This window comes from Rhodococcus sp. NPDC056516, from assembly GCF_042794655.1.
Classification (GTDB): Bacteria; Actinomycetota; Actinomycetes; order Mycobacteriales; family Mycobacteriaceae; genus Rhodococcus_F.
In genome coordinates this window covers 733271-759996 of sequence record NZ_JBHTTG010000001.1, presented here as the reverse complement: position 1 = coordinate 759996, position 26726 = coordinate 733271, and the positions used below count along the sequence as shown (strand labels likewise).

Here is a 26726-nt window from a genome sequence, read left to right as displayed (position 1 = left end):
GCGTCCAACTCAACGTCTACCAAATCTAGTTCAGCTCGCCCATGAACCTGTTGACGTTCTCGGCGATCTCCTTTGATCGGGTGTGGTGCAGGTAGTGGTCCCCGTCCAGCAAGATCAACTCTCCGTGATCAACGGAGGCGGCCTGCCCTTCGTGCAGCGCAGTCCAGCCCTCGACTTCGGAATTCTGCACGGCGAACAACAGAATCGGAAGATCGGCCGGGAACGTCCTGCCGATTGCTTCAGCGAAGTTGCTGGAAAGATGATCCATCTCGTTGAGGTAGGTGTCGCTGAAGTTGTTCTTCGCAGTCAACAGTCGCAACTCGTCCTTTGCTGCGGGATCGAGGTACTCGTCCGAGGCTTCACCACCGACGACCTTGGACAGCAATTCTGCCAAGCCCAATTGCCTTCCCACTCGGAGTGCTTCGATCGGGAATTTGGTATCCATCTTCGGCTGACCTGGAACACTGCTGTCGATACCCACGAATGCAGTGACCTCGTCACGATACTTCGCGGTGTAGTCCAGCGCATAGAGACCCGTGATCGAGTGTCCCATGAGGATGTATTCGTCAATCCCCAGTGACTGCACTGCCGTATGAATCTCTTCGACGATGTTCGCCGTCGTGCGGTCCTTGTCCGTTCCGTCACTGTAGCCGTAACCGAAGGGCTCGATCGTGACGACGCGGTAGTCAGGTGCGAGCTCGTTGACAAGCGGTGTGAAGTCGAGAATCGGTGCGGACGTTCCGAACCCGGGTAGCAGCACTATGGTCTGATCGCCGTTGCCGCGGATCGAGTAGCTCATGTTCTTTCCGTCGACGGACACGAACTGATTGCCCGTCTCCCCGGCCGGAACGCTCGCTTTGCCGGAGCCGACATTGAACACGAGCGCTATCGATACCAGCACAACCAGAACTACGGACACCGAAGCAACCAGCTTCAGTGCAACGGTACGAATCTTCTTCATTCTCATCCTCATCTTCTCGGGCCTCGATACGGCTAGGAAAGGCTCGATAGCGAGGCCGCACTGGTCTCGTCGAGCACACGCAACACGTTGTTGCCCATCAGCTTTGCCAAGTCCTCCGCGGACCAACCGCGTTCCGCCAGACGGTCTATCAACACCGCGAAACCGGATACGTCCTGCATACCGTCCGGAAAGTCGTCGAACCCATCGTAGTCACTACCCAAACCGATGTGGTCGATGCCCGCGACGTCTCGGGCATGCTCGACGTGATCGGCCAGATGGTCCACCGTCATCGCCGGCCGTGGGCCGACCCGTCCGCCCTTGAACCACTCGTTGTATTCGGCAGAAAGGAACATGGGCACAAAGGCGATCATGATCACGCCTCGGTTGTCCGCGAGCAACCGCATGACGTCGTCGGGAACATTGCGGGGGTGACCGCACAGCTGAGTGCAGGACGAATGACTGAAGATCACCGGTGCCGACGACGTCTCGATGGCATCTCTCATCGTTTCCGCCGAGACGTGCGACAGATCGACGAGTACGCCGAGCCGATTCATTTCGCGCACGATCTCGCGACCGAAGTCGGTGAGTCCGCCGTGCACTCGCGTATCCGTCGCGGAGTCCGCCCACCCGGTGTTGTCGTTGTGCGTCAGGGTCATGTACCGAAGACCAAGGCGCGCCATCATTCTCAGGACACCGAGCGAGCTGCCGATGCTGTGACCGCCCTCCGCGCCCAACAAGGACGCGACCTTGCCCTCACTCCAGATTCGACGCACGTCGTCGCCGGTGCGCGCGAACTCGAAAGTATCCGGGTACCGCTCGATCATCCGATACACGAAGTCGATCTGTTCGAGGGTGTACTGAACCGCCTCTGGCTCGGTCATGTCACACGGCGTGTAAACCGACCAGAACTGCGCACCGACGCCACCACGACCGAGCTTGTCGATGTCGGTTTGGAAGATGGAATCCTTCTCGAGATTCTCCACCGAGTAGTCGGCAGTCTCGCGAGCCGTCCATGCCAGATCGTTGTGACCGTCGATGACCGGCGCAAGGCCGTAAGCATCCAGTGCCGCTGGGTGATTCACGTCTGGGAAAGGAGCGAGAGGTTTCATCATGAGTTGTCCTCGAGAAAGTAGTGCGGGCAGGTCGAGGGCCCTCATCGCCCTCGACCTGCCCGAGATTTCATTCAACGGAGCGAATCATCTCGCCGCGGCTAGTCGGAAATCTTCTTGAAAAGCCGCGTCATGTACAAGTATTCTTCGCCATCGATCGTGAGATGTGCCATCTCCCCCGAGGCGCTCTCGTTACTGATCGAGAACCGGGAAGCAGACAGCGGCACGACCTTGGTGGGCGCGGCCGGGGGCTCGCCGTCGATCTCGATCTTGGCGAAGTTCTGAACCTGGAATCCGCCGTCGTCGTCGCGCGTGAGTTCGATTCGAACGGTTGTCGATTCATAGGTACCGAGAATGTGCGACAGGTCGATCTCTGCCGCATCCGCCTCGGACTTCGGTTCCGGCAGAACGAGATCAAGCTCCTGAGCGATCTCCTTCTCGATGTCGTGGGCCAGGGCACCGCCGCCACGCGAGTTGGTGACAACGGCCATGGCCAGGCCGAGTTCGGGGAAAGTGTGGAAACGAGTGATCTGGCCGATCGTCGCACCACCGTGCTGCGCGGACGTCACACCGCCCCAGTCGGACAGGATCCAGCCGAGACCCCAAGCCTGATCGACGCTCGAGACCGCAGTCAGGTCGAACTGCGGGGTTCGCATCAGGCGTGCGGATTCTTCGGACAGAATGCGTTCACCCGTCAACGCGAGGCCGTCACGCATGTGTGCAGCACCGAAAGTCAGCAGAGAGCTGACAGATCCGGTGATGATTCCGGCCGGTCCGATACCGCGCGGGAGCAGCCACTGCTTGGTCGGAACCACCTTGTCCGGCGACGTCCGATCCGGGTTGGCCACGTGGCCGACGGCGGTGCGGAACAGCGGGGCGTCCTTGGCCTTGGTGATGATGTGCGTCAACCCGAGTGGCTTCCAGAGATATTCGACCAACGCCTCGTCCCACGTCATCTCACGAAGGACCTCGACGATGCGGCCGGCAACGGCAAAACCCGCGTTGCTGTAACTCAGATGCCCGCCGGGCTTGGTGACGCTGATCGCCGTAGCGAGTTCGTCGACGTACTTCTCGACGCAATCGTCACCGTCACCGGTGTCGTTGAACAGGTCTCCGTCGATACCGCTTGTGTGCGTGAGCAACTGGCGGATCGTGATTTCCTTCGTGTTGGAAGGATCTGCGATCGTGAACTCCGGAAGCACCTCCACCACCAGGGTGTCCAACGTCAGCTTGCCCTCGTCTACGAGCTGCATGATCAGCGTCGTCGTCCAGATCTTGCTCGCGGATCCGTACTGGAACAGCGTGTCTGCGTCGACGTCGACGCGCGTGTTCAGGCTCGTCACTCCGGTGGTGATGACACGAATGTCCGCAGCGCCGTCTTCGCCCAGCGCGATCACGCCGACCTGCGCACCCGGTACCGAATGCTTGGCTGCCAGTTCGTCGAGGCGTTCCTGCCACTTCGGGGCGACAAGTAGGTCCTTGGGCAAGTCGGTCACAGGTCGAACTCCTTCGATCATGGAAGCGAGTGGCTTGGACGGTGTTGCTGCGATCCGCTCTGGTCTCACTCGTCGGGACGTGAGGTTGCGGAAGCGATAACCGTCCACCCATGATCTCAGTGTGCTCGCAGTCACGTCCTGGTCGATTGCACCGAAGTTGCACCCGAAAATGGTGCGATCGGACGAGCCCGTGTTCAGGTCTCGCCATTCGAAGCGATCAGCGCTCGAAGGTTCCTTCCAAGCGATTGCGTGAACCCGGATGGATCAAGCGCGCCGCACTGACCAACCCGTTGGCCGACCAGGTGCGGCGGCGAATCAGCAGGCACGGTTCCCCTCGATCTATGCGGAGCAGTTCGCATTCGTCCGGGCTCCCCAACACCGCTTCCACGACGTGCTCGCCGCGAACCAGAGGCGCAACGTCACTCAGGTAGTTGTTGGGGGTGATCGCGGTGAAGTCCTGGCGCAGATAATCGGGCGCCTCGTTCGGATTCACGAACCGGTCTTCCACCTGAATCGGAGTTTCGTCCTCGAAGTGCACCATCAGCGAATGGAACACCCGTTTGCCCACCGATTCACGAAGGAACGTCTGCCCGTGGTCGGTTTCTTCCTCACGAACGAACACGACCTCGGTTCGATGACGGTGGCCGCGCCGCTGAATCTCGTCGGCGATGTTCTTGACTTCGAACAGCGGGGACGCAGTCTTCGTGGCGGCGACAAAGGTACCGACCCCCATCATCCGCACGATCAGACCGTCGCTGGTGAGTTCGCGAAGCGCTCGATTGATCGTCATACGTGACAACCCCAGCGCACTGACCAGTTGATTCTCCGAAGGCAACTGATCACCTTCGGTCCATCGACCCGAGTTGATCTGCGAGATCACGAGGTTCTTGACCCGTTCGTAGGCAGGGGCGGACTCGCCGCCTGCCTCGTTGAACAGCACGGCGAGTTCTGCGTCCACTTCAGCAATCGCCATCGCCACCACCCGTTCGTCGAAAACCACCGAGTCGGTTCTCCCGTTCGGCCTCCGAAGTCTATCCGCCTCGTGCACCTTTCCGATCCAACCGCGAGCGCCGGCGCCCGACCTAACCCACCATGCGCCGCAATTGGCTCGTCGCAACCGAAAGCGCAGCAAGATCGTGTTGCCCGGATGCCTCGATCTCCGCGAGCGCGAGAGTCGACCTCTCTATTCTCGACGCATTCCTTTCTTCCCACCTCGCAAGTTTTTCCGCTGTCGAGTCACCTGTTTCCGCGTCGGCCAAGACGTCGAGGGTCAAGGCTCGCACCGTCGAGTACAACTCGTCACGCAACGACAACCTCGCCAACGCATTCCATTTTCCGTCCTTGCTCAATGCAGACACTCGGTTGAGCATCGGCACGAGCCCGACGTGCTCACCGAGCCGGAAGTAGAGTTCGCCGGTCTCCGAGATCGCGCGATCGGCGAGGTCCGCGATCTCCACGACGTCGAGCAGTCCGAACTGATCGAGCAGGATCTCCACTCGCCTGACCAGGTTCTCGGGTGCGCCCTTGTCCGTGATGAGGACCGTTCGCGCAGCCAGGTTCCGCTGATCGGCGCCCACCAGCCAGCCACCGAGTTCTGCCGACGCCTCCGCGATGCGATCACCGAATCGGCTGATCTCGGCCCCGACGGCCAGCGGTTGAGGCCGACGCGTCAGCATCCACCGTGAGGCCCGGTCGAGCAGTCGTCTGGTGAGCAGGATCAACTCGTCGGACACGGCAGTCGAGATCGAGGCTTCGCTGATGTCGTTCCACAACTCCCACAGTCCGAATACCTCGGAGACCACGGTGAAGGCACGTACTGCGTCTTCCGGATCAGCGCCGACTTCTTCACCGAGCCGATACGCATAGGTGATGCCGCCACGATCGACCACGTTGTTCGTCAGCACGGTCGCAACGATCTCTCGCCGCAGCGGGTGCCGGTCAAGGGCGTCACCCCCGGCATCTCGAACACCCTCCGGAAAATAGTTCGCCAGCGTCTGGCGGTAGATCTGATTGTCTATCGAACTTCCCGCCAACAGCGAGGATTTCAGATCGAGCTTGACGTGCGCCATCAGTGTGGCGAGTTCCGGCGACGTCAGCCCCGTTCCCGTCTTCTCGGCCGCGGCGAACTGCTTCTTGGTCGGAAACCCCTCGATGGCTCGGTCGACGATCCCTCTGGATTCGAGGCTGGAAATCACCCTGCCGTGCACACCGATCATCGCCGCCGCGTCCGCACGCGTGGTGCCCATCAGTTCGTTCTGCGAACGGTTGTCTGCAAGAACGAGTTCGGCGACCTCGCCGGTCAACGATTCCAGTAGTTCGACACGATGCGAGTCTGCGACGGCGCCTGAACTGATGAGGGAGTCGAGAAGAATCTTGATGTTCACCTCGTGATCGGAGCAATCGACTCCCGCAGAATTGTCGAGCGCGTCTGTGTTGATCCGCCCGCCGCCGCGTGCGTACTCGATTCGTCCCGCCTGGGTGAGGCCGAGGTTGCCTCCCTCACCGATCACCCGAGCACGGACTTCGTTGCCGTTCACCCGAACCGTGTCGTTGCTCTTGTCTCCGACTTCGAGGTCGGACTCACCGGACGCCTTGACGTACGTCCCGATGCCGCCGTTCCACAACAGATCTGCCGGTGAGCACAGAATCGCCCGAACCAGCTGCGGTGGAGTCAGTTCGGTGACGTCGTCTTCGAGACCGAGTGCCTGACGCATCTCGTCACTGATCGGGACGCGCTTCGCCGAGCGTTCCCACACTCCGCCGCCTGCACTGATCAACGCCGGGTCGTAGTCGGCCCACGAGGATCGTGGGAGAGCGAACAGACGTGATCGCTCGACGTACGAGCGCTCCGGCGACGGGTTCGGGTCGACAAACACGTGCCGATGATCGAACGCCGCGATCAGGCGAATGTGCTTGCTGCACAACATGCCGTTGCCGAAGACATCGCCGCTCATGTCTCCGATCCCCACCGCAGTGAAGTCGTCGTTCTGGGTGTCGACGCCGAGCTCACGGAAGTGCCGCTTGACACTTTCCCAGGCGCCCTTCGCGGTGATACCCATGGCTTTGTGGTCGTACCCGACCGACCCACCGGATGCAAAGGCGTCGCCGAGCCAGAATTCGTACTCCGCGGCCACCTCGTTCGCGATGTCGGAGAACTTTGCAGTTCCCTTGTCCGCGGCGACAACAAGATACGTGTCGTCACCGTCGTGGCGAACGACCCTTCGCGCCGCAACAACTGCGCCGTTCTGCTTGTCGACGTTGTCGGTCAGATCAAGTAGTCCGCTGATGAAGGTTCGGTAGCAATCGATCCCGGCCGCCAACGCAGCTTCCCGGTCTGCGTCTGCACCCAGTCCTGGAACCGGTGGGCGTTTGACGACAAATCCGCCCTTCGCGCCGACAGGCACGATGACTGCGTTCTTGACTGCCTGCGCCTTCACCAATCCCAGTACCTCGGTGCGAAAGTCCTCTTTCCGGTCCGACCAGCGCAAGCCGCCGCGAGCCACCGCACCGAAGCGAAGGTGCACACCCGCGACATCGGGTGAGTACACGAATATCTCGAACTTCGGTCGAGGGAACGGCAATACGGACACTTTCTCCGAATCGAACTTCAACGAGAGCACACCGATCGATTCAGTGGGATAAACGAAATAGTTGGTACGCAACGTGTTACGGACCAGTTCGGACAATGCGCGCAGGATCCGATCGGCGTCGAGTCCTTGCACTTGTGCCACGGCCGTTTCCACCTCCGCTGCTGCACGTGTACCTCTATCGCCGTCGACGACGTCGGGATCGAAACGGCTCTCGAACAATTCGCACAATCTGCCGGCGATCTCGGGATGATCGGCAAGCACCTCGGCGACGCGACTGGTGCTGTACGGAAATCCCGCTTGCTGCAAGAACTCCGCATATGCCCGCAGCACCACTACCTGTTTCCAACCGAGTCCCGCGATCGCGACAAGTTCGTTGAACGAGTCCGGCTCGGCGGAGCCGTTTCGAACCGCGGCAAACGCCGCCCCGAACCGCGCGGCAAAGTTGTCGAAGCGCTCGACCGGAGCGCTCGGATAGTCGAGCGTGAACTCGTAGATCCAGGACTGTTCCGATCCCACCGGTGCGATCTCGTACGGCCGCTCGTCGACCACGTCGACACCCAGGCTCTGCAATACCGGCAGCACCTCGCCCAGTGAGAGCGGGTCACCCGATACGTACAGTCCGAGTCGGTGAGTACCGAGTCCGTCGACAGATCGGGCCAGTCGTGGGCTTACCTCTCCGGGCGCGAGGCCCTCGAACACCACCATGTCCTCGGCGGCTCGGACGGCGTCGAAATCCTGCTTGTACGCCACCGGAACTCGCTCGGCGAACTGAGCACGCCTGCGCCGCTCTTCGTGATTCGAAGCATCCAGAACGAATCGCTCGTCCCAGGTCAGGCACGCGTCGACGACGAGGTCCCGAATCTCCCGTGCTTGTCGCGCCGACGCGAAGTTCGCGCCGCCGCCGACCGTGGCCGTGAAATGTACGACGGCCAAGGGGGATTCCGAGACTCGACTGGAGAACTCGATATTGCGGGCACCGAGTGCGTCGGCGAATACCGACTCGGCCGTTGTCCTGATCGTCGTACTGAATTTCTCGCGCGGAACGAAGAGCAAAGCCGACAACTCTTGATCTCGCCCCGTCGCCGGGGAACTTCCCACCGGTTGCAAGAGCAGATGGATCGACGTTCGGCCGTCCACAGAAGTGAGTTCGTCCAGCGCGTCCGCGATTCGGGCCGGCTCGGCTGCCAGGAGCACTGTGACCGGAATCGACTGGATAACTGCCAGCATCGATTGTCCGACAAACGAATCGACGGTGGATCCGGAGGCATCGAAGATGTCTGCGACGCGTCCTCGCACGAGCGGGGTTCGCCTGACGTCGGCGACCAGACCGGCCGCGGTGAAGAACCCGATGAATCGGTACGCACGGTCACCGATGGACATGTCGATCTCGGTGGCGTATTCGGATCCACCGAACCCTTGCCGGAGGTACACCACTGCGATCGAGAGGGGCGCCGCTTTCGCATCCGAAGTGCCGGTCGGATCGGGGAGCACGCCGAGGGCGTACGGATCGTCACCGTCGACAGTCCGCACACCGCCGACGACCCTGAAGTTTCCGGCGCTGCACCACCGGAGGAAATCAGCTTCTTCGGCGTAGGCGTTCGAGTCCAATTGCTCGCGCGCCTCGTCGACGAGATCCCGCAGAGGCAAGGAATCGCGGAAGGCACGCGCAATACGGTCGAGGATTCCGGCGACGTCGTCAGCGATCACCTGCGCCTGCTCGTCCGAACAATGCGCGGGTAGTCCTACGTGGATCCATGATTCGGTCCGCTCCCCAATCAGGGCGTCTTCAGTGCGCAGCACGGGGTGCACCACGAATTCCGGTTCCACGCGGGCGCGGGCAAGTGTCGCCAGTACCGCTTCGACGAGCTGCGGCATGTCGTCGCCGACGTATTGAATCGCCGGGCCATCCCCTAACTCCCCGGCCGGCGCGAGTCGCGAGATCGACGAATTGCGTCCTCTTCGGTGCGAAAGGTCCATGTGCGCGGCGACAATCGCAAGCTTGCGGTCTTCGGCAAGCGCCGCGTATCGATCAGCCGACAAGCCCTCGAAATACGTACTGGACACCCTCCTCACGTTCTCGGAGTCCGGTGTCGTGTCGACTGAAACGAGGCTCATGTCAGCACCTTCCGCCGAAAGCCACGCTGCTTCCGACTGGTAGTGGGTTCCATCCGCGATCAACTTGTCTATACAGGCTTAGACAAGTTGATCATTGCAGAACGTGAGCCGCGACACAACAGCTTCACCCCTGGACAAATTCGCCACCCTCGGCCATAGTCAGTCATGCCAACTAGTGGCAATTAGATTTCATTAGATGAAATTCGTAAACGCCTCGCTTCGAAGGAGCCCCCGTGACCACCCAGACCGCGCACGACATCGACAGCGTTGACCTCGCAGAGTTCCGCAGTACCGTCCGAGCCTTCGCCAACGCCGAGATCCACCCAGGAGCAGCCGCACGCGACGAGTCCAAAGAGTTCCCGGCACAACTGGTCAAGCGCCTCGGGCAGCAGGACCTCATGGGCATTTCCGTTCCGGAGGAATTCGGCGGACTGGGTCTGTCGACACGAACCCAACTGGTCGCCATCGAAGAAGTTGCACGCACCGATGCCGCGCTGGCATCGATCTACACCGCCCACTACCTGGGCCTCGAGCCGATCCTCGTCGGCGGGTCCGAAGAACAGAAGCTGCGCTGGTTGCCCCGGCTCGCCTCGGGCGAACTGCTGGCAGGCTTCGCACTCACAGAACCCGATGCCGGCTCCGACATCGCCTCGATGCGTACCGTCGCCCGACGCGAGGACGACGGCTGGCATCTCTCCGGATCCAAGACGTACATCTCCAACGCCAAGGAAGCCGACCTGGTCGTGCTCTTCGCCAAGACGGACCCGAGCGCAGGATTCCGAGGCATCACCGCCTTCGTCGTCCCCAAGGGAACTCCCGGAATCAGCTACTCGGAGCCGCAGGACAAGATGGGAATTCGTTCGGCTCCGACGTACACCGTCTACCTCGACGACGTCGTTCTGCCGCTCGACTCCGTGATCGGTACCGAAGGTCGCGGCGGCAACATCGCCTTGACCGCCCTGAACCGCGCGCGCATCGACGTGGCGGCAATGGCAAACGGCATCGCTTTGCGCGCTTGGGAATTGGGACGCGAGTACGCAACGGAGCGAAAGCAGTTCGGCACGCCGATCTTCGACTTCCAGGCAATCCAGCTACTTCTCGGTGGCTGCGACGCGCAACTTGTCACATCACGCGTCACCGCCGACTGGGCCGCCGACGTCAAGGACGCCGGCCAGGACATCCGCCGCGCCGCATCGATTTCGAAGTACGTCGCCACCGAAGCCTGCTTCTCGATCGTCGATCAAACCGTGCAGATCCACGGTGGCGCAGGTTTCATGCGCGAATCGGAAATCGAACGCCTGTACCGCGATTGCCGCATTCTCCGCATCTTCGAGGGCACCTCGCAGATTCAATTGCTCACCATTGCCGGCAATGCTCCGTCGCCGCGTTCCACCGAATTCTGAAAGGCGCGGACATGACTGCACTTCCCCCACTCGACGGCATCCGGGTCATCGACCTCTCACGTGTCCTCGCCGGGCCTTACTGCACCGCACTGCTTTCCGATGCCGGCGCAGACGTCGTCAAGATCGAATCCGAACACGGTGAAGACTCTCGGCACCTCGGCCCGTTCCGCGACGGCGAGAGCATCTACTTCAACGTGCTCAATCGCGGCAAGCGTTCGGTGGCGCTGAACCTCAAGAACGACGAGGACCGTGAGGCGCTGCTGACGCTCATCGAGACCGCGGACGTCGTCGTCGAAAACTTTCGCCCGGGTGTCACCAAGCGCCTGGGAATCGACTACGAGGCTGCGCGGGCTCGCAATCCGCGGATCGTGTACGCGTCCATCTCCGGTTTCGGACAGGACGGACCGATGTCCGGAGCCGCCGCCTACGATCTTGTAGTCCAAGCTCTTTCGGGAATCATGAGCATCACCGGTTCGGAAGAATCCGGGCCGACCCGGTTGGGTGAGTCGTTCGGAGACCTGGTCGCCGGGCTGTTCGCTGCCTGGGGAATCAGCACCGCCCTGTTGAGCGCACAGGCAACCGGACTCGGGCAGCACCTGGACGTCGCGATGTTCGACAGCATGCTCGCCATGCTGCCGACAGCGCACAGCCAGCTGCAGTCCACCGGGCTCACTCCCCCACGCGTCGGCAACCGACATCCGGTCTCCACACCCTTCGACACCTACAAGGCCGACGACGGACTCTTTGTCCTCGCGGTTGCGAGCCAATCGGGCTTCGAGAAATTGGCGCAGACGATGAATCGCGTCGACTTGATCGCAGATCCTCGTTTTGCCGACGACACCGCCAGGACCGAGAACGAGCCGGCGTTGCGTAAGGAGATCGAAAACTGGGCTGCCGGAAAGACCGTCGCCGACGTGGTCGGCATTCTCGGCGACGCGGGCCTCGCCGGCTCGGAGATCTGGGACGTCCAGCAGGCACTCACCTCCGCGCAGGCCGAGTATCGGGGGGTCGTCGAATCGTTCGAGCACCCGGTAGCAGGAAAGATCTCCTACGTACGACAACCCGTCGTGTTCGGTGAGAGCCGACGCCCGCAGGTTCGCCGCAGCCCCCTGCTGGACGAGCACCACGGTGAGGTGCTGCCGGGCTCGCGATAGATTCAGCGCAGACATCCCTCGGCACTTGGAGTAGGACATGGCCCCCGGCGACGTGACCCGCAGCGCGAATCGCACCTTCGAACTTCTCGGTGCGATCGTCGAGCACGGCGGGTTGACTCTCGGCGACGCCGCCAAGGCGACCGATCTGGCAACCAGTACCGCGCTTCGCCTGATCAGAAGCCTCGAACAGACCGAGTTCGTAGTCCGGGGCGAGGACAACGTCTATCGCGTCGGCCCGCGGCTACTGCAGATCGGGGCTCGCGCTCTCGGTGACAATCAACTGTTGCCGAGAGCCCGGCCCGCGATGAAGGCCATCGCCGAAACCACGAGGGAATCGACCTACCTGTCGACGATGGGACCGAAAGATACTGCGCTGTACCTCGATCAGATCGAGGGCACACACGCGATCCGTCACATGGGTTGGGTTGGCCAGAGCGTTCCCCTGGACGGCACCGCCGTCGGCGCAGCGTTGAGCGGCAAGGTAGGCGAGAGCGGGTACGCCATCGCCCACGACACCATCGAGGATCACTCGACCGGAGTTGCAGCGCCGATCTACAACGCAGTCGGTCAGATAGCGGGCGCGCTCAGCGTGGTCGGCCCGACCTTCCGTCTGACGGACGAGGTCTGCGCCAGCCACGGCCGCGTCTTGGTGGAGCACTGCGCCCGGTTGTCCGCTGAACTCGGCAGCCAGACTCACTAACCGCCCCGAACACTTGGCGATCCAGTCTCGTATCCGAGACAATGTGATTCCCCCGCTCCGCCTTCCGACCTCCACGTAAGGACATACCCCCATGAGCACGAGCCGCGTGAAATCCGCTGAGCGTGTGCTCGACGTGCTCGATCTCCTGGCTCGCCGGGGTGTGCCGCTGGCGACCGCGGAAATCTCCAGCGCCCTCGACCTGCCCAAGAGCACGACGCATCATCTTCTCAACGTCATGCGCGATCGACGGTTCGTCTCGTACTGGGCTGATCAACGCGCCTGGACCCTGGGTGTCTCGGCGTTCGAAGTCGGTGCGTCGTACATGCGCTCCGGCCCACTGCACCGCGAGGGCCAACGATTCATGCTGGCCCTTACTCAGTCGACGGATGAGACGTCCCATCTGGCGGTACTTCAAGGTTCCGATGTCATCTACCTCGACAAACGTGAACCGCTCAAGCCGGGCGTGCGGTTGGTGACCGAAATCGGGACCCGCCTTCCGGCTCACCTCACTGCAGTCGGGCGGGCGATTCTGAGCCGTCTGGATGCAGAACAGATCAGCGCTCTCTACGAGGGATACACCTGGCCGACGCGGACCGGAACGGGACCGTCGACGCTTCCCGAACTGCGAGAACTGCTCGCCGCAGCACGCGAGAGCGGGTATGCGGTCGAAGAGAATGCGACGACATCCGGGATCAATTGCATCGCCAGTCCTGTGATCACGCGGGACGGCCGTCCGGTCGCAGCTCTCGGCGTCACCTTCCTCTCCGGATCCAAATCCGCCGAGGAGAGTGCACTGATCGCCGACCGAGTACGCACGGTCAGCGCCGAGTTCTCCGCCGACCTCGGCGATCGAATGGTGGAGACTCCGCCCGCCGACATGTAACAAATTTCTCCGTTCCGGCCTTCTCGGGTCTTGTTTTCGTCTCATATTCAAGACTAGAGTCTCGTATACAAGACTTTATTAGACAGCCATCGCATCATCATTGGAGTCCCATGAACGCCACCCCTGCCACCCGGACAGCCACCCGGACAGCCACCCGAACCATCGAGGTCGGAATCGGCGCTGTCACCATCGCCGACGTCGTCGACGTCGCGCGCAACGGTCACGGCGTCGCATTGACCGCGGACTCACTGGCCGCGATCGCCGAAAGTCGCGCACGCATCGAGGCCCTGGCTGCAGACCCCACGCCGGTCTACGGAGTTTCCACGGGATTCGGCGCACTTGCCACCCGCCACATCCCAGCGCATCTGCGGACGCAGTTGCAGCGCAGCCTGATCCGCTCACACGCGGCAGGTTCGGGCCCGGAAGTCGAACGCGAAGTGATTCGGGCCTTGATGCTCCTGCGTCTGTCGACGCTCGCCACCGGACGAACCGGAGTGCGCCCCGTGGTCGCGCAGGCGTACGCCGACCTACTCACTGCAGGCATCACCCCGGTGGTCCACGAATACGGCAGCCTCGGATGCTCGGGAGATCTGGCGCCACTGGCACACGTGGCGATGGCGATCATCGGAGAAGGTTCCGTCCGCACCGCGGACGGTGAACTCACCGATGCGGCAACGGCATTGGCTGCCCATGGCCTCGAACCCGTGGTTCTGGCCGAGAAGGAAGGCCTCGCACTGATCAACGGCACCGACGGGATGCTCGGCCAACTGGCCCTCGCGATCACCGATCTCGATCATCTGCTCAAGTTGGCCGACATCGCGGCCGCGATGAGCGTCGAAGGTCTGCTCGGCACCGATCAGGTATTCGCCGCCGATCTTCAGGCTCTTCGCCCCCACCCCGGGCAGGGCGCGGCGGCCTCGAACATGGTGCGCTTGCTTGCCGACTCCCCGATCGTTGCCAGCCACGCGGGCCCTGACTGCACCCGAGTTCAGGACGCGTATTCACTTCGCTGTGCCCCGCAGGTCGCCGGCGGCGCACGCGACACCGTCGATCACGCCCGCCTCGTCGCCGGACGCGAATTGGCCAGTGCTGTCGACAATCCCGTCGTCACCCTCGACGGAAGGGTTCGTTCGAACGGCAACTTCCACGGAGCTCCCGTGGCTTACGTCTTGGACTTCCTCGCCATCGTGACCGCGGACGTCGCCGGTATCAGCGAACGCCGCACCGACCGATTCCTCGACGTAGCACGCAATCACGGCCTGACCCCCTTCCTCGCCGACGATCCCGGAGTGGACAGCGGACTGATGATCGCGCAATACACGCAAGCTGCCATCGTGTCCGAACTCAAGCGACTCGCGAGCCCCGCCAGTGTCGATTCGATTCCCTCCTCGGCCATGCAGGAAGATCACGTCTCCATGGGATGGTCGGGTGCACGCAAGCTCCGCCGGTCCATCGACGGTCTCACCCGAGTACTTGCGATCGAGATACTCACTGCAGCAAGAGGAATCGACTTGCGCTCCCCACTCGAGCCCTCCCCCGCCACCGGAGCAGTACTCCGAACCCTGCGCGAGAAGGTGCAGGGTCCGGGTACCGATCGCTTCCTGTCGCCCGAGATCGAGGCGGCAGTGGACTTGGCCGCGTCCGGCGCACTCGTTGCCGCCGCGGAGAACGCGATCGGTGCCCTGGCATGACCGCGCCCAGAGCGCTGAGGCCTCGTCCTCGACCCGAAATCGAAGCACTTCCGCGATACTCCAAAGCAGCCGGCCTCGAGCAGGTTCGGTGGCGGGCGTCGAGCAACGAGTCGACGGTTGCACCCTCGGCCGCAATTCTCGACGCCGTCAATCTCGCGGCGTCACAATCACACTTGTACCCGTCGTTGTTCGGCGACACGCTGATCGCCCGGTTGAGCGATCGCCTGGGCGTCGGTGACGACCAGGTATTGGTCGGCGCCGGTTCGTTGGCACTGCTCCAGCAGGTATTGACTGCGTACACGGGTCCGGGCACCGAGGTCGTCTACCCGTGGCGCAGCTACGAGGCGTACCCGATACTGATCGGAATCGCCGGGGCGAGCGGTGTACCCGTCGCACTCGATTCCGAACATCGACACGATCTGAGTGCAATGGCGGCAGCCGTGACCCCGCAGACCCGCGCGGTACTCGTCTGCAACCCCAACAATCCGACCGGAAGCGAGTTCTCGACCGCCGAGTTCGTCGCGTTCGCCCGCGCAATCCCGGGTGACGTCCTCATCCTCCTGGACGAGGCCTACCGGGAGTTCGCGACCAGCGACGTCGACGGCGTCGACCTGCTTCGAACCTTTCCCAACATCGTCGTCTTCCGAACCTTCTCCAAGGCTTACGGATTGGCCGGGCTCCGTGCCGGCTATGCCGTCACCAAATCGGCGATCGCAGCCGATCTTCGCAGCGCTGCACCGCCCTTCGGACTCAGCGCAGTTGCCGAGGCCGCGGCCTGCGCGGCCTTGACCGATCCGGCGCACACCGATTCGATAGTCGAAACGGTGACTGCGGGTCGCGCTCACCTACGTGAGCAATTGACTCTGCGCGGCGTCGAGACCGTCCCGAGCGGCGCCAACTTCGTGTGGATCCCTCTCGGCGAGAGAGCGTCTGCACTCGAAGCGGCCTGCGTCGCGCAAGGTGTCTCGGTCCGGATGTTCCCCGGCGAGGGAGTGCGGGTCACCGTCGGCGAGCGGGCAGCAGAAGACGCCGTGATCGCCGCTGTGGACACACTCGCACACACCCTTTGACCGACTGGAGAAAAGAATGTCCGTCCACGAACTCGCTCGGTCGATCGGTTCGAGTCGCCTGATCACCGACCCGTCGGTAATGGACTCGTACCGTCGCGACGAGGCCCATCTCGCCGAACCCGGCCAGCCGGCGGCCGTCATGCTCGCCGAAACTGCGGCCGACATCTCCGAGGCTCTGAAATGGGCTACTGCTCAACGGGTCCCGGTGGTAACCCGCGGCGCGGGAACCGGTTTGGCGGGCGGTTCGACAGCCGTCGAGGGCTGTCTGGTCATCTCGACCACTCGCATGCGCTCGATTCTCGAGGTCAATCCGGACGATCAGCTCGCTGTCGTGGAAGCCGGGGTGATCAACGCCGACATCAGTCGAGCGGTAGACGAGTACGGGCTGATGTACGCCCCCGATCCGAGCAGTTTCGAGATCTCCACGATCGGTGGAAACATCGCCACCAACGCCGGCGGACTTCGATGTGTGAAGTACGGCGTCACCCGCGATTCTGTCTTGGGTCTCGAGGTGGTGTTAGCCGACGGTCGGATCGTACGGACGGGCCGAAGGACTGTCAAAGGTGTTGCGGGATACGACTTGACCAGTCTTCTCGTCGGCTCGGAAGGAACTCTCGGAGTCGTCACGAGCGCCACCCTCAAGTTGCAGCCCAAGCCCAAGAGAGCACCGGTCACCGTCGTCGGCAGTTTCGATTCTCTCCGCTCCGCAGCGGACGCCGTTGCCGCTGTCGTTCGTGACGGGATCGGGCCGAGCCTGTTGGAGCTGATCGATCGCGCGACTCTGCGCGCAGTCGACGACTGGAAACGGATCGGATTGGAAGACAACACTGCCGCGATGCTGATCGCACAGGCCGACGGGGTCGACGCCGACGCAGCAGCGGCAGCGATGGAGAACCACTTCGAGCAGGCCGGCGCAGATTTTGTCGCCGTCTCACAAGACGCAGCGGAAGCCGCGCAGCTACTCGAGATCCGTCGGCTCGCCTACCCCGCGTCCGAACGACTCGGGCAATGCCTCGTGGAAGACGTCGGGGTTCCGCGGTCGAAACTGCCCGACATGCTCGAAAGTATCGACCGGGCGGCGGCCGAGCACTCGGTGAAGATCATGACGGTCGCGCACGCCGGTGACGGCAACGTCCATCCGACCTTCGTCTTCGACCGCACTGCCGACGGCTCGGTCCCCGACGCCGTGTGGACCGCCGCGGACGAGGTCTTCCGGCGCGCTCTCGAACTCGGCGGAACCCTGACGGGCGAGCACGGCGTCGGCGTTCTGAAGCGCCGGTGGCTCTCTCTCGAGATCGGCGAGGACAGCATGCAACTGCACCGATCGATCAAGGCCGCGTTCGATCCGCTCGGAATCCTCAACCCGGGTAAGGGTTTCTGATTCCCGAGTGGTGTTACACAGCATTTACGTGAAAACGGGTCGCGGGTATTGACGCCTGTATATACAGGCATATACATTTATCCGCAGTGACAGTGACCCAGCGCACAGAGCGCCGAGCAACAGGCACAAAGCACGAAGAAGGTGGGCAATACCCCGACGTCGATTCCGTCGCTCGACGGGCTCGCAGCAGAAAGACAGGCCTATGACTCACGATGGACCGGCCGAGGTCATCCTCACTCCGGAACGACGCACTATCGACGTCGTCCCGGATGCAGAACGACACGGCACCCCGCGCAGCCAGTTCACTCTCTGGTTCGGCGCCAACATGCAGATCACTGCAATAGTCGACGGTGCCCTCGCCGTCGTATTCGGCGCCGACGCCATCTGGGCGATCGTCGGACTTCTGATCGGCAATATCTTCGGTGGCGCTGTCATGGCGCTGCACTCGGCACAGGGTCCACGCATGGGCCTCCCCCAGATGATCTCGAGTCGCGCACAGTTCGGTGTCAAGGGAGCCGTCGTCCCGCTCGTTCTCGTCATTTTGATGTACCTCGGCTTCGCTGCCACGGGCACCGTGTTGGCCGGACAAGCCGTCAACAAGATCCTGCACATCGACAGCCCCACCGTCGGCATCGTCGTCTTCGGTCTCCTCACCGCATTCGTCGCGGTCACCGGCTACAAGCTCATCCACATCGTCGGCAAGGTCGCGACCGTCGTCGGCATCGTCGGATTCTCCTACCTGGCCGTTCGACTGTTCCTCGAGTACGACGTCGCCTCGTACGTCGGCATCAAGGGCTTCGACATCGTCACCTTCCTGCTCGCGATCTCGTTGGGTGCCGGTTGGCAGCTCACCTTCGGCCCGTACGTCGCCGATTACTCGCGTTACCTGCCGCGCAGCACCTCCGAGAGCACTACCTTCTGGTCGACGTTCCTCGGCAGCGTCATCGGATCGCAGTGGTCCATGACCTTCGGCGTCCTCGTCGCGGCCTGCGCCGGCGATGCGTTCCTGGGTAACCAGGTCGGCTTCATGGGAGACCTGGCAGGGCCGGCCGCCATCGCCTTCCTGATCTACTTCGTCATCCTGGTCGGCAAGCTGACGGTGAACGTGCTCAACGCCTACGGCGGATTCATGTCGATTCTGACCACCGTCACAGCCTTCAACGGACAGTCACGAATCTCGAGCACCGCGCGCACCCTCTACATCCTCGGTTTCACCGCGATCTCGGTACTGATCGCGATCGCCGCCAGCGCCGACTTCCTGGACAACTTCAAGAACTTCGTCCTGGTGCTGCTCATGGTGTTCACGCCGTGGAGTGCGATCAACCTGATCGACTACTACCTGATCTCCAAGGAGCGCATCGACATTCCGGCGCTGTACGACGTCAACGGTCGATACGGCGCATGGAACTTCACCGCGCTGTCCTGCTACGCCGCCGGCGTTCTCGCCCAGATCCCGTTCCTCGCGCAGAAGCTGTACACCGGCCCCGTCACGGACATGCTCGGCGGCGCCGACATCTCCTGGATCGTCGGAATCGTATTCACCGGCCTGATCTACTACCCACTCGCCAAGCGCACGAGCAATCCGCCTGCGTCGATGATCTACCCCGATCACACCGCGATGACCGACTCTCGCGTCTGATCCCCCACCACTTTTCGAACAGCTCGAACTTCAGCAAGCTAGGAGAACACAATGGAAATCAGCACCCCCGGCCACGAGCCGCGCCCCGTCCGTGCTCCCCGCGGCCCCGAGCTCACGACGCTCGGTTGGCAGCAAGAGGGCGCCCTGCGCATGCTCATGAACAACCTCGACCCCGATGTTGCCGAGCACCCGGACAGCCTCGTCGTCTACGGCGGAACCGGTCGCGCAGCACGTAGTTGGGCTGCCTTCGACGCCATGGTCGCCACGCTGAAGACGCTGAAGAACGACGAGACCATGCTCGTCCAGTCCGGCAAGCCGGTCGGTGTTTTCCGCACCAACGAGTGGGCACCGCGAGTGCTGATCGCCAACTCCAACCTGGTCGGTGACTGGGCGAACTGGGAAGAGTTCCGCCGTCTCGAAGACCTCGGCCTGACCATGTACGGCCAGATGACCGCAGGCTCTTGGATTTACATCGGCACCCAGGGAATCCTGCAGGGTACGTACGAGACCTTCGGCGCCATCGCGAAGAAGCGCTACAACGGATCGCTCGCCGGAACGATCACCCTCACTGCGGGTCTCGGCGGCATGGGCGGCGCTCAGCCTCTCGCCGTCACGATGAACGACGGCGTCGCGATCTGCGTCGACTGCGACATCACCCGCATCGACCGTCGTATCGCCCACAAGTATCTCGACACCAAGGCCGACAGTATCGAGCACGCGCTCGAATTGGCGACCGCGGCACGCGATGCGAAGAAGCCACTCTCCATCGGCCTCGAAGGCAATGCGGCAGAGATCTTCCCGGCGCTGCTGGAGATGAAGGCCCCCATCGACATCGTGACCGACCAGACCTCGGCGCACGATCCCCTCGCCTACCTGCCGATCGGCATCGACTTCTCCGACATGAAGACCATGTCGGAGAAGGATCCGCAGAAGTTCACCGAAGATTCCCGCAACGCGATGGCCGCACACGTCAAGGCCATGGTCGGATTCATGGATGCCGGCGCCGAGGTGTTCGACTACGGCAACTCCATCCGCGACGAGGCTCGCAAGGCCGGCTACGACCGCGCTTTCGACTTCCCCGGATTCGTTCCCGCCTACATCCGCCCGCTCTTCGAAGAAGGCCTCGGTCCCTTCCGCTGGGCAGCGCTCTCCGGTGATCCCAAGGACATCGAGGCCACCGACAAGGCCATCCTCGAACTCTTCCCCGAGAACGAGCACCTGCGCCGCTGGATCACCATGGCAGGCGAAAAGGTTGCCTTCGAGGGCCTTCCGGCTCGCATCTGCTGGCTCGGATACGGTGAGCGTCACCTCGCGGGTCTCAAGTTCAACGAGATGGTCGCCTCGGGCGAGCTGTCCGCACCGATCGCCATCGGCCGCGATCACCTCGACTCCGGATCAGTCGCCTCGCCGTACCGCGAAACCGAATCGATGATCGACGGGTCCGACGCGATCGCCGACTGGCCGCTGCTCAACGCCCTGGTCAACACCGCATCCGGCGCTTCATGGGTTTCACTTCACCAGGGAGGCGGCGTCGGTATGGGACGCTCCATCCACGCAGGACAGGTGTGCATCGCCGACGGCACCGAACTCGCAGCCAAGAAGCTCGAAGCAGTTCTCACCAACGACCCCGGTATGGGCGTCATCCGGCATGCCGACGCAGGATACGACCACGCCATCGACACCGCAGCCACCCGCGGCGTCCGTATCCCGATGACCGAGAACTGAACCAGCTCCACCACCTCACCCTGAGTTAGGAATTACATTGACCACGAATGGTTCTCGAACCACAGTTCTGACCAACATCGGAACCCTCGTCACCAATGACCCGACTCTGGGTGAGGGCACGCTCGGCGTACGACACGACGCGGCAATCGTCTTCGACGACGGCGTTGTTGCTTGGGTCGGCGATTCCGCCGACGCCCCGGCTGCCGATATCGGTCAGGATATCGGCGGCCGGGCAGTCCTGCCCGGCTTCGTGGAGAGCCACTCGCACTTGGTGTTCGGTGGCGAGAGGGCCGAGGAATTCGCAGCTCGGATGGCGGGCGAAAAGTACGCTGCCGGCGGCATCCGCAACACCATCGAAGCGACACGCTCGGCCACCGACGAACAATTACAGGCCAATGTTCGACGCCTACTCGACGAATCCCTGCGCTCGGGCAGCACAACCGTCGAATGCAAGACCGGGTACGGGCAGAACACCGAGAGCGAACTACGCAGCGCGATGATCGCCGGGCAGTTCACCGACGAGGTCACACTGCTGGCGGCCCACGTTCCACCACCCGAATATGCCGGCCGCGCCGATGATTACGTTGCCATGGCGTGCGACGAGATGATCCCTGCCTGTGCGCCACACGCGAAATGGATCGACGTCTTCTGCGAGCGCGGTGCGTTCAATCGCGAACAGGCACACGCAGTCCTGAGCGCAGGCGTCGCCGCCGGACTGATCCCCCGCGTCCACGGAAACCAACTCGGCGAAGGACCAGGAGTCCAGCTCGCCGTCGAAATGGGTGCCGCATCCGTCGATCACGTCACGTACGTCACCGCCGAGGACATCGACGCCCTGGCTCAGAGTTCCACCGTCGCAACACTGTTGCCAGGTGCCGACTTCTCCACCCGCAACAAGTACCCCGACGCCCGCGCACTGCTGGACGCCGGAGTCACCGTAGCTCTCGGCGCCGACTGCAACCCCGGCACCTGCTACACCACCAGCCTCCCGTTCTGCATCGCAATTGCGGTGCGAGACATGCACATGACACCCGCTGAGGCAGTCTGGGCAGCCACTGCAGGAGGCGCCCGGGCGTTGCAGCGCTCCGACGTCGGAACCCTTTCTCTCGGAACACGTGCCGACGCCATCGCGCTCGATGCACCGTCGTACCTCCACCTCGCCTACCGCCCGGGCGTGCCGCTGGTGCGCGAGGTCTGGAAAAACGGCGCACTCGCCACCAGCTACTGAAATACACTCACCGGGAGGCCGTCGTGGCACATCAGATCGCAGTCGACATCGAACCCAGGCCGTGGACAGGGCGCGCCGACGGCACCACTGCCGAGCATTTGCGTTGGCACCATGCCGTGCAACCGTATTCGGTAGACCAGACGCCCGGCGACTGCGTCCTGATCGGTTTCTCCAGCGACGAAGGCGTCCGGCGCAACAAGGGACGGCGCGGTGCTGCAGACGGCCCGGACGCTTTGCGAGCGGGGTTGGCCTCCATGGCGCTGGCCGAACCGCTGCAGATTCAGGACGCGGGAACCGTTGCCGTGTCGGGTGAAGAGCTCGAGGCCGGTCAAGCCTCGCTCGGGAACGCCGTCAGCGCTGCGCTCGATTCGGGACACTTCCCCGTCGTTCTCGGGGGAGGACACGAAATCGCCTACGGCACGTACCTCGGCGTCGCAGGATCCGAGATGCGTACCGCCGGAGCCAAACTCGGAATTCTCAATCTGGACGCGCACTTCGACCTGCGGGGCGACCCGATACCCAGCTCCGGCACACCCTTTCGTCAGATCGCCGAGGACGAAGCAGCGGCGGGCACCTCGCATCAGTACAGCGTGATCGGAATCAGCCAGCCGAGCAACACCACTGCCCTGTTCGACACTGCTCACCGCCTTGGCGTTCGCTATCTGCTCGACGAAGAATGCGAAGCGATCGGTCGAGGCGTCGTGGATCAGTTCCTCGCAGACTTCCTCGACGACGTCGATCTGGTCTACCTGACCATCGACCTCGACGTCCTCCCTGCTGCCGTGGCGCCGGGCGTCAGCGCACCTGCGGCCTACGGAGTCAGCCTCGAAACCATCCAATACGTCTGTGACCGAGTCACGTCCAGTGGCAAGCTCGCGGTTCTCGATGTCGCCGAACTGAACCCGAGCCTCGACGTCGACAATCGCACTGCCCGAACGGCTGCTCGCCTGATCCACCGGATAGTCACGAAGCACGTGCCGATTCAGCGCTAGCCTCGGCGTGCCTCGAGCGCATCGAGGATGAGATCGAGACCGTAGGCGAACTCACTGGTGTGATCGTAAGCCGGACTCAGACCGTGATCGACGATCATCTCGTGAAGGAAGGGCAACTCTTCAGACGGAAAGTGCTCGAGGATGTCATTCGCAACTTCTTCGACATCTCCGGGTGCACCGATCGGTAGATTTGCCTCCTGGAGAACGTATCCGCCGATGTAGCTGTCGATCAACGACACTCCGTGGGCTGCCATCGGCACCGTGAACCCGGCCTTCCGGAGAACTCCGAGCACAGCGTCGAGGTGACGCAGCGTCGCCGGGCCAGGGTTGCGCCGCGAATCCAGCAGACCGAGAGCCCAACGGTGCTGCGACAGGACTCTGCGAGCGGAAGACGCGCGTCTACGAATTGCATCCCGCCAATCCGCACACTCGCTGTCGGGTAGGTCGATCGCCTCGAACACCGCGTCGACGACGCCGTCCAGAATCGCGTCCTTGTTCGGCACGTGGTGATAGAGCGACATCGCCTCGATGCCCAATTCCTGGGCCACCCGTCGCATCGTGATGGCCTCGACGCCACCCGCGTCGGCAACGCGGATCGCACCCTCGAGCACGCGAGCTCTGTTCAGCGGCTGCCGCTGTTCTCGTGACACACAGACCCCCTCCGAGGAACGAATACGTTGACAACCTTACAGGCGTAAGTCATCCTTACAGCTGTAAGCCTGCCTTACGCCCGTAAGGCTCTCGCGAAGGGAGATCACAATGCCGATGCCGAAATGGTGGGGACACGTCAACAAGCGGGTGTTCAATCCTCGTGCAATCTCGAGCGGAAAGTGGCCGGTGCTGACGCACGTCGGGCGCACGTCCGGCGCAACGTATCGCACGCCTCTCGACGCCTATCCGGTCGACGGTGGCTACATCTTCATTCTGGTGTACGGATCGGACTCGGACTGGGTACAGAATGTCCTGAAAGCGGGAAGCGCGCGACTGTCGGTCAACGAGACGGAGGTGAGCCTTGGCGCCCCGCGTCTCGTCGCGAAAGACGAAGCGTTTCAAGCACTTTCCTCAGACGTATCCCAACCCCCGAGAATGCTCCATATAACCGAGTACCTCCGCATGGATCTGACTACTGCCTGAGGCTGCCCGTCACGCGAGGACCTCACGCACTGCGGACCTGACTTCCTCCATGCTGCAACCGGATTCGATCAGTTCAGTACCCATATGCACCAGCGAGTTGATCAGCTTGGCGGTGAGTTTCGGGTCCGAGACACCACGGAGACGGAGGGCCTCGACAAGAGGAAGCACAAGACTGTCGTGCATTTCCATGATCCGCGAATCTCGAAACGTTTGCGGGGTCAGTGTCGCCAACGCTCCGACTATCGCATGCTCCCCGTCGGCAACCAATTGGAGGTTTGCTTCGACGTACGCCCATACCGGATCGTCGGCGCCTGCCATCGCCTCGACGATTTTGTCGTTCCAGCGCGGGAACATGTCTTCGACGACGGCGCTGAGGAGATCTTCCCGGGACCGGAAGTAGTGGTAGGCACTCGACCTGGCGAGCCCGGCCTTCGCTGCCACCTCACCGAGCCCCGGCGGGCGGTCCGGGGTCTCGGACAGAAGAACGTGTGCAGCATCGAGGAGGGCACGGCGCTGAGCAGCACGATGCTCGACCACAGTGGGCGCATCGATCCTCGGCACCGAATCTCCTCCAGTCCCCTTGCGGGCTTACTCGCTCTGACGCAATCGGCCGTCAACCATTTCGAGGATGCGGTCGCAGTGCCCGAGCACGTCGTGATCGTGGGTCACCATGATCGTAGCGACGCCGGCCTCGTGGGTTTCGCGCGAGAGCAGTTCGACCACCTCATGGCTGCGCTTGCGGTCGAGAGCAGCCGTCGGCTCGTCGACGAGCAGTAGCGAGGGATTGCTCATCAAAGCCCGAGCGATACCGACGCGCTGGCGTTCACCGCCGGAGAGTTGACCAGGTCGACGATCTGCACGGTGACTCATACCGACCGAGTCGAGCAATTCCTCGGGATCGCGACCCGGCCTCCCCGTGAGCTTGGGAATGAGCCGAAGCTGATCGCGCGCCGTCAGTGCTGGAATCAGATTGCCGGATTGAAAGACGAAGCCGACCTTGTCTCGTCGAAGTTTGGCCAGGGCACGGGCCGGCATCGCCGACACGTCGACGCCGTCGATGACAATCGTTCCGCTCGACGGCCGACCGAGTCCGCCGGCCACAGCGAGCAAGCTCGACTTTCCAGCGCCTGACGGCCCGACGATCGCGACAAGTTCGCCGCCCGAGACCTCGAGGTTCACGTTGTCGAGGGCGAGCACTGTGGAGTCACCGTCACCGAATCGAAGACTGACAGTGGTCAATACCAATCCGGTAGTGGTCCGTTCGACTGTGGTCATCGGTTCTCTCCCAATGCGGTGAGCGGGTTGACACGGGTAACGCGGACGATGGCAACGGCTGCGCCGACCAGCCCGAGTACCGCCAAGAGCACTGCGCCGTTGACGACAGGGCCGGACTCGAGGGCGAACGGCATCCCTCCGCCTTCGAGTCCCGAACCGAGCCCCAAGCCCAGCAACACACCGATGCCGATGGATCCAAGCAGCACTACCAATGCCTGCGCCATGCCGTCACGAAGCAGGAAGGCGGTGGAGGCTCCCATCGCGCGCAACACTGCGAGTTCGCGACCACGCTGAACCGTCCAGATACTGAAGAATGCACCGACCACCAGTGCGGAGATCGCGTACAGAAACGCCTTGATCATCGACATTGTCATCATTTCCGCGGAGAAGCCTGGTGAGGAGTCGAAAGATTCCTCGAGCGTCTTGGCGGACGTTCCCGCCGCCGCATCGCCCGACACGAGGTCCGGCAACGCGCCACCAACTCCCCGAATCGCAACAACACTTGCTTCGGAATAGGCACTGGCGTTGGCGGTTTCGCCGATCTTGGCACCGGCGTGAACCTCCTGCCAAGTGCGCAGGGGCAGGTAGGCGACGTCGACGTGACCGAAAGTGCGCTTGTCTTCGGTGAATCCGACAACTGTCAGCTCCGTACCGAGTCGATCGAGTATCACGGTGTCACCGATCGCAACACCGTCATCGCGGAAGGTAGAGCTGACGATGATGTCCGTGTCGGCTTGCAGTCCCCTCCCGTCGGCGGAGACCGGCTCGAGGAAGGAGCCAGGTTCGATGCCGAAGAGCGTGAGGTCGACAGGAGTGCCACTGCGAGTTTTCGCATTGACGATCATGTTGCCGAAGAGCTCGGCGTCTTGGACATCAGGTTGCGTGCGCCATGCTTGCGCCTGCTCCTCGGTGACGACCGAGCGCGAGAACGCCGAATCGGCTTTGGTGTCCGGCGCGAAGGCAAACGCCTGAATCGGCGTCCGCTGCAATGCGGAGACACCGTCATTGACCAGGCCGGACGAGAGTCCGGACAGGATCACCATCAGGATCGAGATGAGGGCAACCACGGCGCCCATCAAGAGGAAACGGTTTCGCGCAAACCACAGTTCACGCAGGGCGAGGAACATTCGGGAAGCTCCAAAGTCGTCGGTCCGAGTCACGCCGACTTTTATCGACGCCT

General features: G+C 62.6%; 21 protein-coding genes. 12 read left to right on the top strand and 9 right to left on the bottom strand.

Features of this window, described 5'->3' with window-relative positions; translation table 11 throughout:
• Positions 1 to 25: 25 nt before the first annotated feature.
• The 5 genes from ACFQ6Y_RS03645 to ACFQ6Y_RS03625 all read right to left on the bottom strand — a co-directional run bounded on the left by ACFQ6Y_RS03645 (position 26) and on the right by ACFQ6Y_RS03625 (position 9271).
• Positions 26 to 961 carry an alpha/beta fold hydrolase gene (locus ACFQ6Y_RS03645; protein ID WP_378629060.1) on the bottom strand — a complete coding sequence of 312 codons (936 nt, stop codon included), beginning with the start codon at positions 959 to 961 and terminating at the stop codon, positions 26 to 28.
• A gap of 32 nt (positions 962 to 993) precedes the next feature.
• Complete coding sequence (locus ACFQ6Y_RS03640) at positions 994 to 2073, bottom strand: dipeptidase (protein ID WP_378629056.1); 1080 nt, start codon at positions 2071 to 2073, stop codon at positions 994 to 996.
• 98 nt (positions 2074 to 2171) lie between these two features.
• Positions 2172 to 3566 carry a serine hydrolase domain-containing protein gene (locus tag ACFQ6Y_RS03635; protein ID WP_378629054.1) on the bottom strand — a complete coding sequence of 465 codons (1395 nt, stop codon included), beginning with the start codon at positions 3564 to 3566 and terminating at the stop codon, positions 2172 to 2174.
• A 217-nt stretch (positions 3567 to 3783) separates the two neighbouring features.
• Entirely contained in the window at positions 3784 to 4539 is a 756-nt protein-coding gene (gene hutC / locus ACFQ6Y_RS03630; protein WP_378446969.1) for a histidine utilization repressor, read from the bottom strand.
• 109 nt (positions 4540 to 4648) lie between these two features.
• Positions 4649 to 9271, bottom strand: coding sequence for an NAD-glutamate dehydrogenase (locus ACFQ6Y_RS03625; RefSeq protein WP_378629052.1), 4623 nt, complete (start codon positions 9269 to 9271; stop codon positions 4649 to 4651).
• Between the two features lie 233 nt (positions 9272 to 9504).
• Between ACFQ6Y_RS03625 and ACFQ6Y_RS03620 the strand changes: the two genes are divergently transcribed.
• From ACFQ6Y_RS03620 to hutG, 11 genes are all read left to right on the top strand, one after another.
• A complete protein-coding gene (locus ACFQ6Y_RS03620) occupies positions 9505 to 10674 on the top strand; it encodes an acyl-CoA dehydrogenase family protein (protein ID WP_378629050.1) in 1170 nt (389 codons plus the stop codon).
• Between the two features lie 11 nt (positions 10675 to 10685).
• Positions 10686 to 11828, top strand: a complete 1143-nt coding sequence (locus tag ACFQ6Y_RS03615) for a CaiB/BaiF CoA transferase family protein (protein WP_378629046.1) — start codon at positions 10686 to 10688, stop codon at positions 11826 to 11828.
• Positions 11829 to 11865: 37 nt separating this feature from the next.
• The gene (locus ACFQ6Y_RS03610) at positions 11866 to 12528 is read left to right on the top strand and encodes an IclR family transcriptional regulator (RefSeq protein WP_317552053.1); all 663 of its coding nucleotides are present in this window, start codon (positions 11866 to 11868) and stop codon (positions 12526 to 12528) included.
• Between the two features lie 91 nt (positions 12529 to 12619).
• Positions 12620 to 13411: an IclR family transcriptional regulator gene (locus ACFQ6Y_RS03605; protein WP_378446815.1), complete on the top strand. Its 792-nt coding sequence runs from the start codon at positions 12620 to 12622 to the stop codon at positions 13409 to 13411.
• Positions 13412 to 13521: 110 nt separating this feature from the next.
• A complete protein-coding gene (gene hutH / locus ACFQ6Y_RS03600; RefSeq protein ID WP_378446816.1) occupies positions 13522 to 15102 on the top strand; it encodes a histidine ammonia-lyase in 1581 nt (526 codons plus the stop codon).
• Entirely contained in the window at positions 15099 to 16172 is a 1074-nt protein-coding gene (locus tag ACFQ6Y_RS03595; RefSeq protein WP_378629042.1) for a histidinol-phosphate transaminase, read from the top strand. The genes hutH and ACFQ6Y_RS03595 overlap by 4 nt, the downstream gene beginning before the upstream one ends.
• A 16-nt stretch (positions 16173 to 16188) precedes the next feature.
• Positions 16189 to 17553, top strand: coding sequence for an FAD-binding oxidoreductase (locus tag ACFQ6Y_RS03590; RefSeq protein ID WP_378629037.1), 1365 nt, complete (start codon positions 16189 to 16191; stop codon positions 17551 to 17553).
• Positions 17554 to 17755: 202 nt separating this feature from the next.
• Positions 17756 to 19192, top strand: coding sequence for a purine-cytosine permease family protein (locus ACFQ6Y_RS03585; protein ID WP_378629032.1), 1437 nt, complete (start codon positions 17756 to 17758; stop codon positions 19190 to 19192).
• Positions 19193 to 19243: 51 nt separating this feature from the next.
• Positions 19244 to 20917 (top strand): urocanate hydratase, encoded by a 1674-nt coding sequence (gene hutU / locus ACFQ6Y_RS03580; protein WP_317552059.1) that lies wholly within the window; start codon positions 19244 to 19246, stop codon positions 20915 to 20917.
• Between the two features lie 37 nt (positions 20918 to 20954).
• Positions 20955 to 22145, top strand: a complete 1191-nt coding sequence (gene hutI / locus ACFQ6Y_RS03575) for an imidazolonepropionase (protein WP_378629028.1) — start codon at positions 20955 to 20957, stop codon at positions 22143 to 22145.
• 23 nt (positions 22146 to 22168) lie between these two features.
• Positions 22169 to 23137 (top strand): formimidoylglutamase, encoded by a 969-nt coding sequence (gene hutG, locus ACFQ6Y_RS03570; protein ID WP_378629024.1) that lies wholly within the window; start codon positions 22169 to 22171, stop codon positions 23135 to 23137.
• Here the strand turns inward: hutG and ACFQ6Y_RS03565 are convergent.
• Positions 23134 to 23787 (bottom strand): TetR/AcrR family transcriptional regulator, encoded by a 654-nt coding sequence (locus ACFQ6Y_RS03565; protein WP_378629019.1) that lies wholly within the window; start codon positions 23785 to 23787, stop codon positions 23134 to 23136. The genes hutG and ACFQ6Y_RS03565 overlap by 4 nt on opposite strands.
• A 109-nt stretch (positions 23788 to 23896) precedes the next feature.
• Between ACFQ6Y_RS03565 and ACFQ6Y_RS03560 the strand changes: the two genes are divergently transcribed.
• Positions 23897 to 24271, top strand: a complete 375-nt coding sequence (locus ACFQ6Y_RS03560) for a nitroreductase family deazaflavin-dependent oxidoreductase (RefSeq protein WP_378629012.1) — start codon at positions 23897 to 23899, stop codon at positions 24269 to 24271.
• Between the two features lie 9 nt (positions 24272 to 24280).
• Here ACFQ6Y_RS03560 and ACFQ6Y_RS03555 read toward each other — a convergent pair whose 3' ends face one another.
• Genes ACFQ6Y_RS03555 through ACFQ6Y_RS03545 form a run of 3 tightly spaced genes read right to left on the bottom strand, consistent with a single transcriptional unit; the run spans position 24281 to position 26673 of the window.
• Positions 24281 to 24832 carry a TetR/AcrR family transcriptional regulator gene (locus ACFQ6Y_RS03555; RefSeq protein ID WP_378629010.1) on the bottom strand — a complete coding sequence of 184 codons (552 nt, stop codon included), beginning with the start codon at positions 24830 to 24832 and terminating at the stop codon, positions 24281 to 24283.
• A gap of 27 nt (positions 24833 to 24859) precedes the next feature.
• The gene (locus tag ACFQ6Y_RS03550; RefSeq protein ID WP_378629006.1) at positions 24860 to 25546 is read right to left on the bottom strand and encodes an ABC transporter ATP-binding protein; all 687 of its coding nucleotides are present in this window, start codon (positions 25544 to 25546) and stop codon (positions 24860 to 24862) included.
• Positions 25543 to 26673 (bottom strand): ABC transporter permease, encoded by a 1131-nt coding sequence (locus tag ACFQ6Y_RS03545; RefSeq protein ID WP_378629793.1) that lies wholly within the window; start codon positions 26671 to 26673, stop codon positions 25543 to 25545. The genes ACFQ6Y_RS03550 and ACFQ6Y_RS03545 overlap by 4 nt, the downstream gene beginning before the upstream one ends.
• Positions 26674 to 26726: the final 53 nt, after the last annotated feature.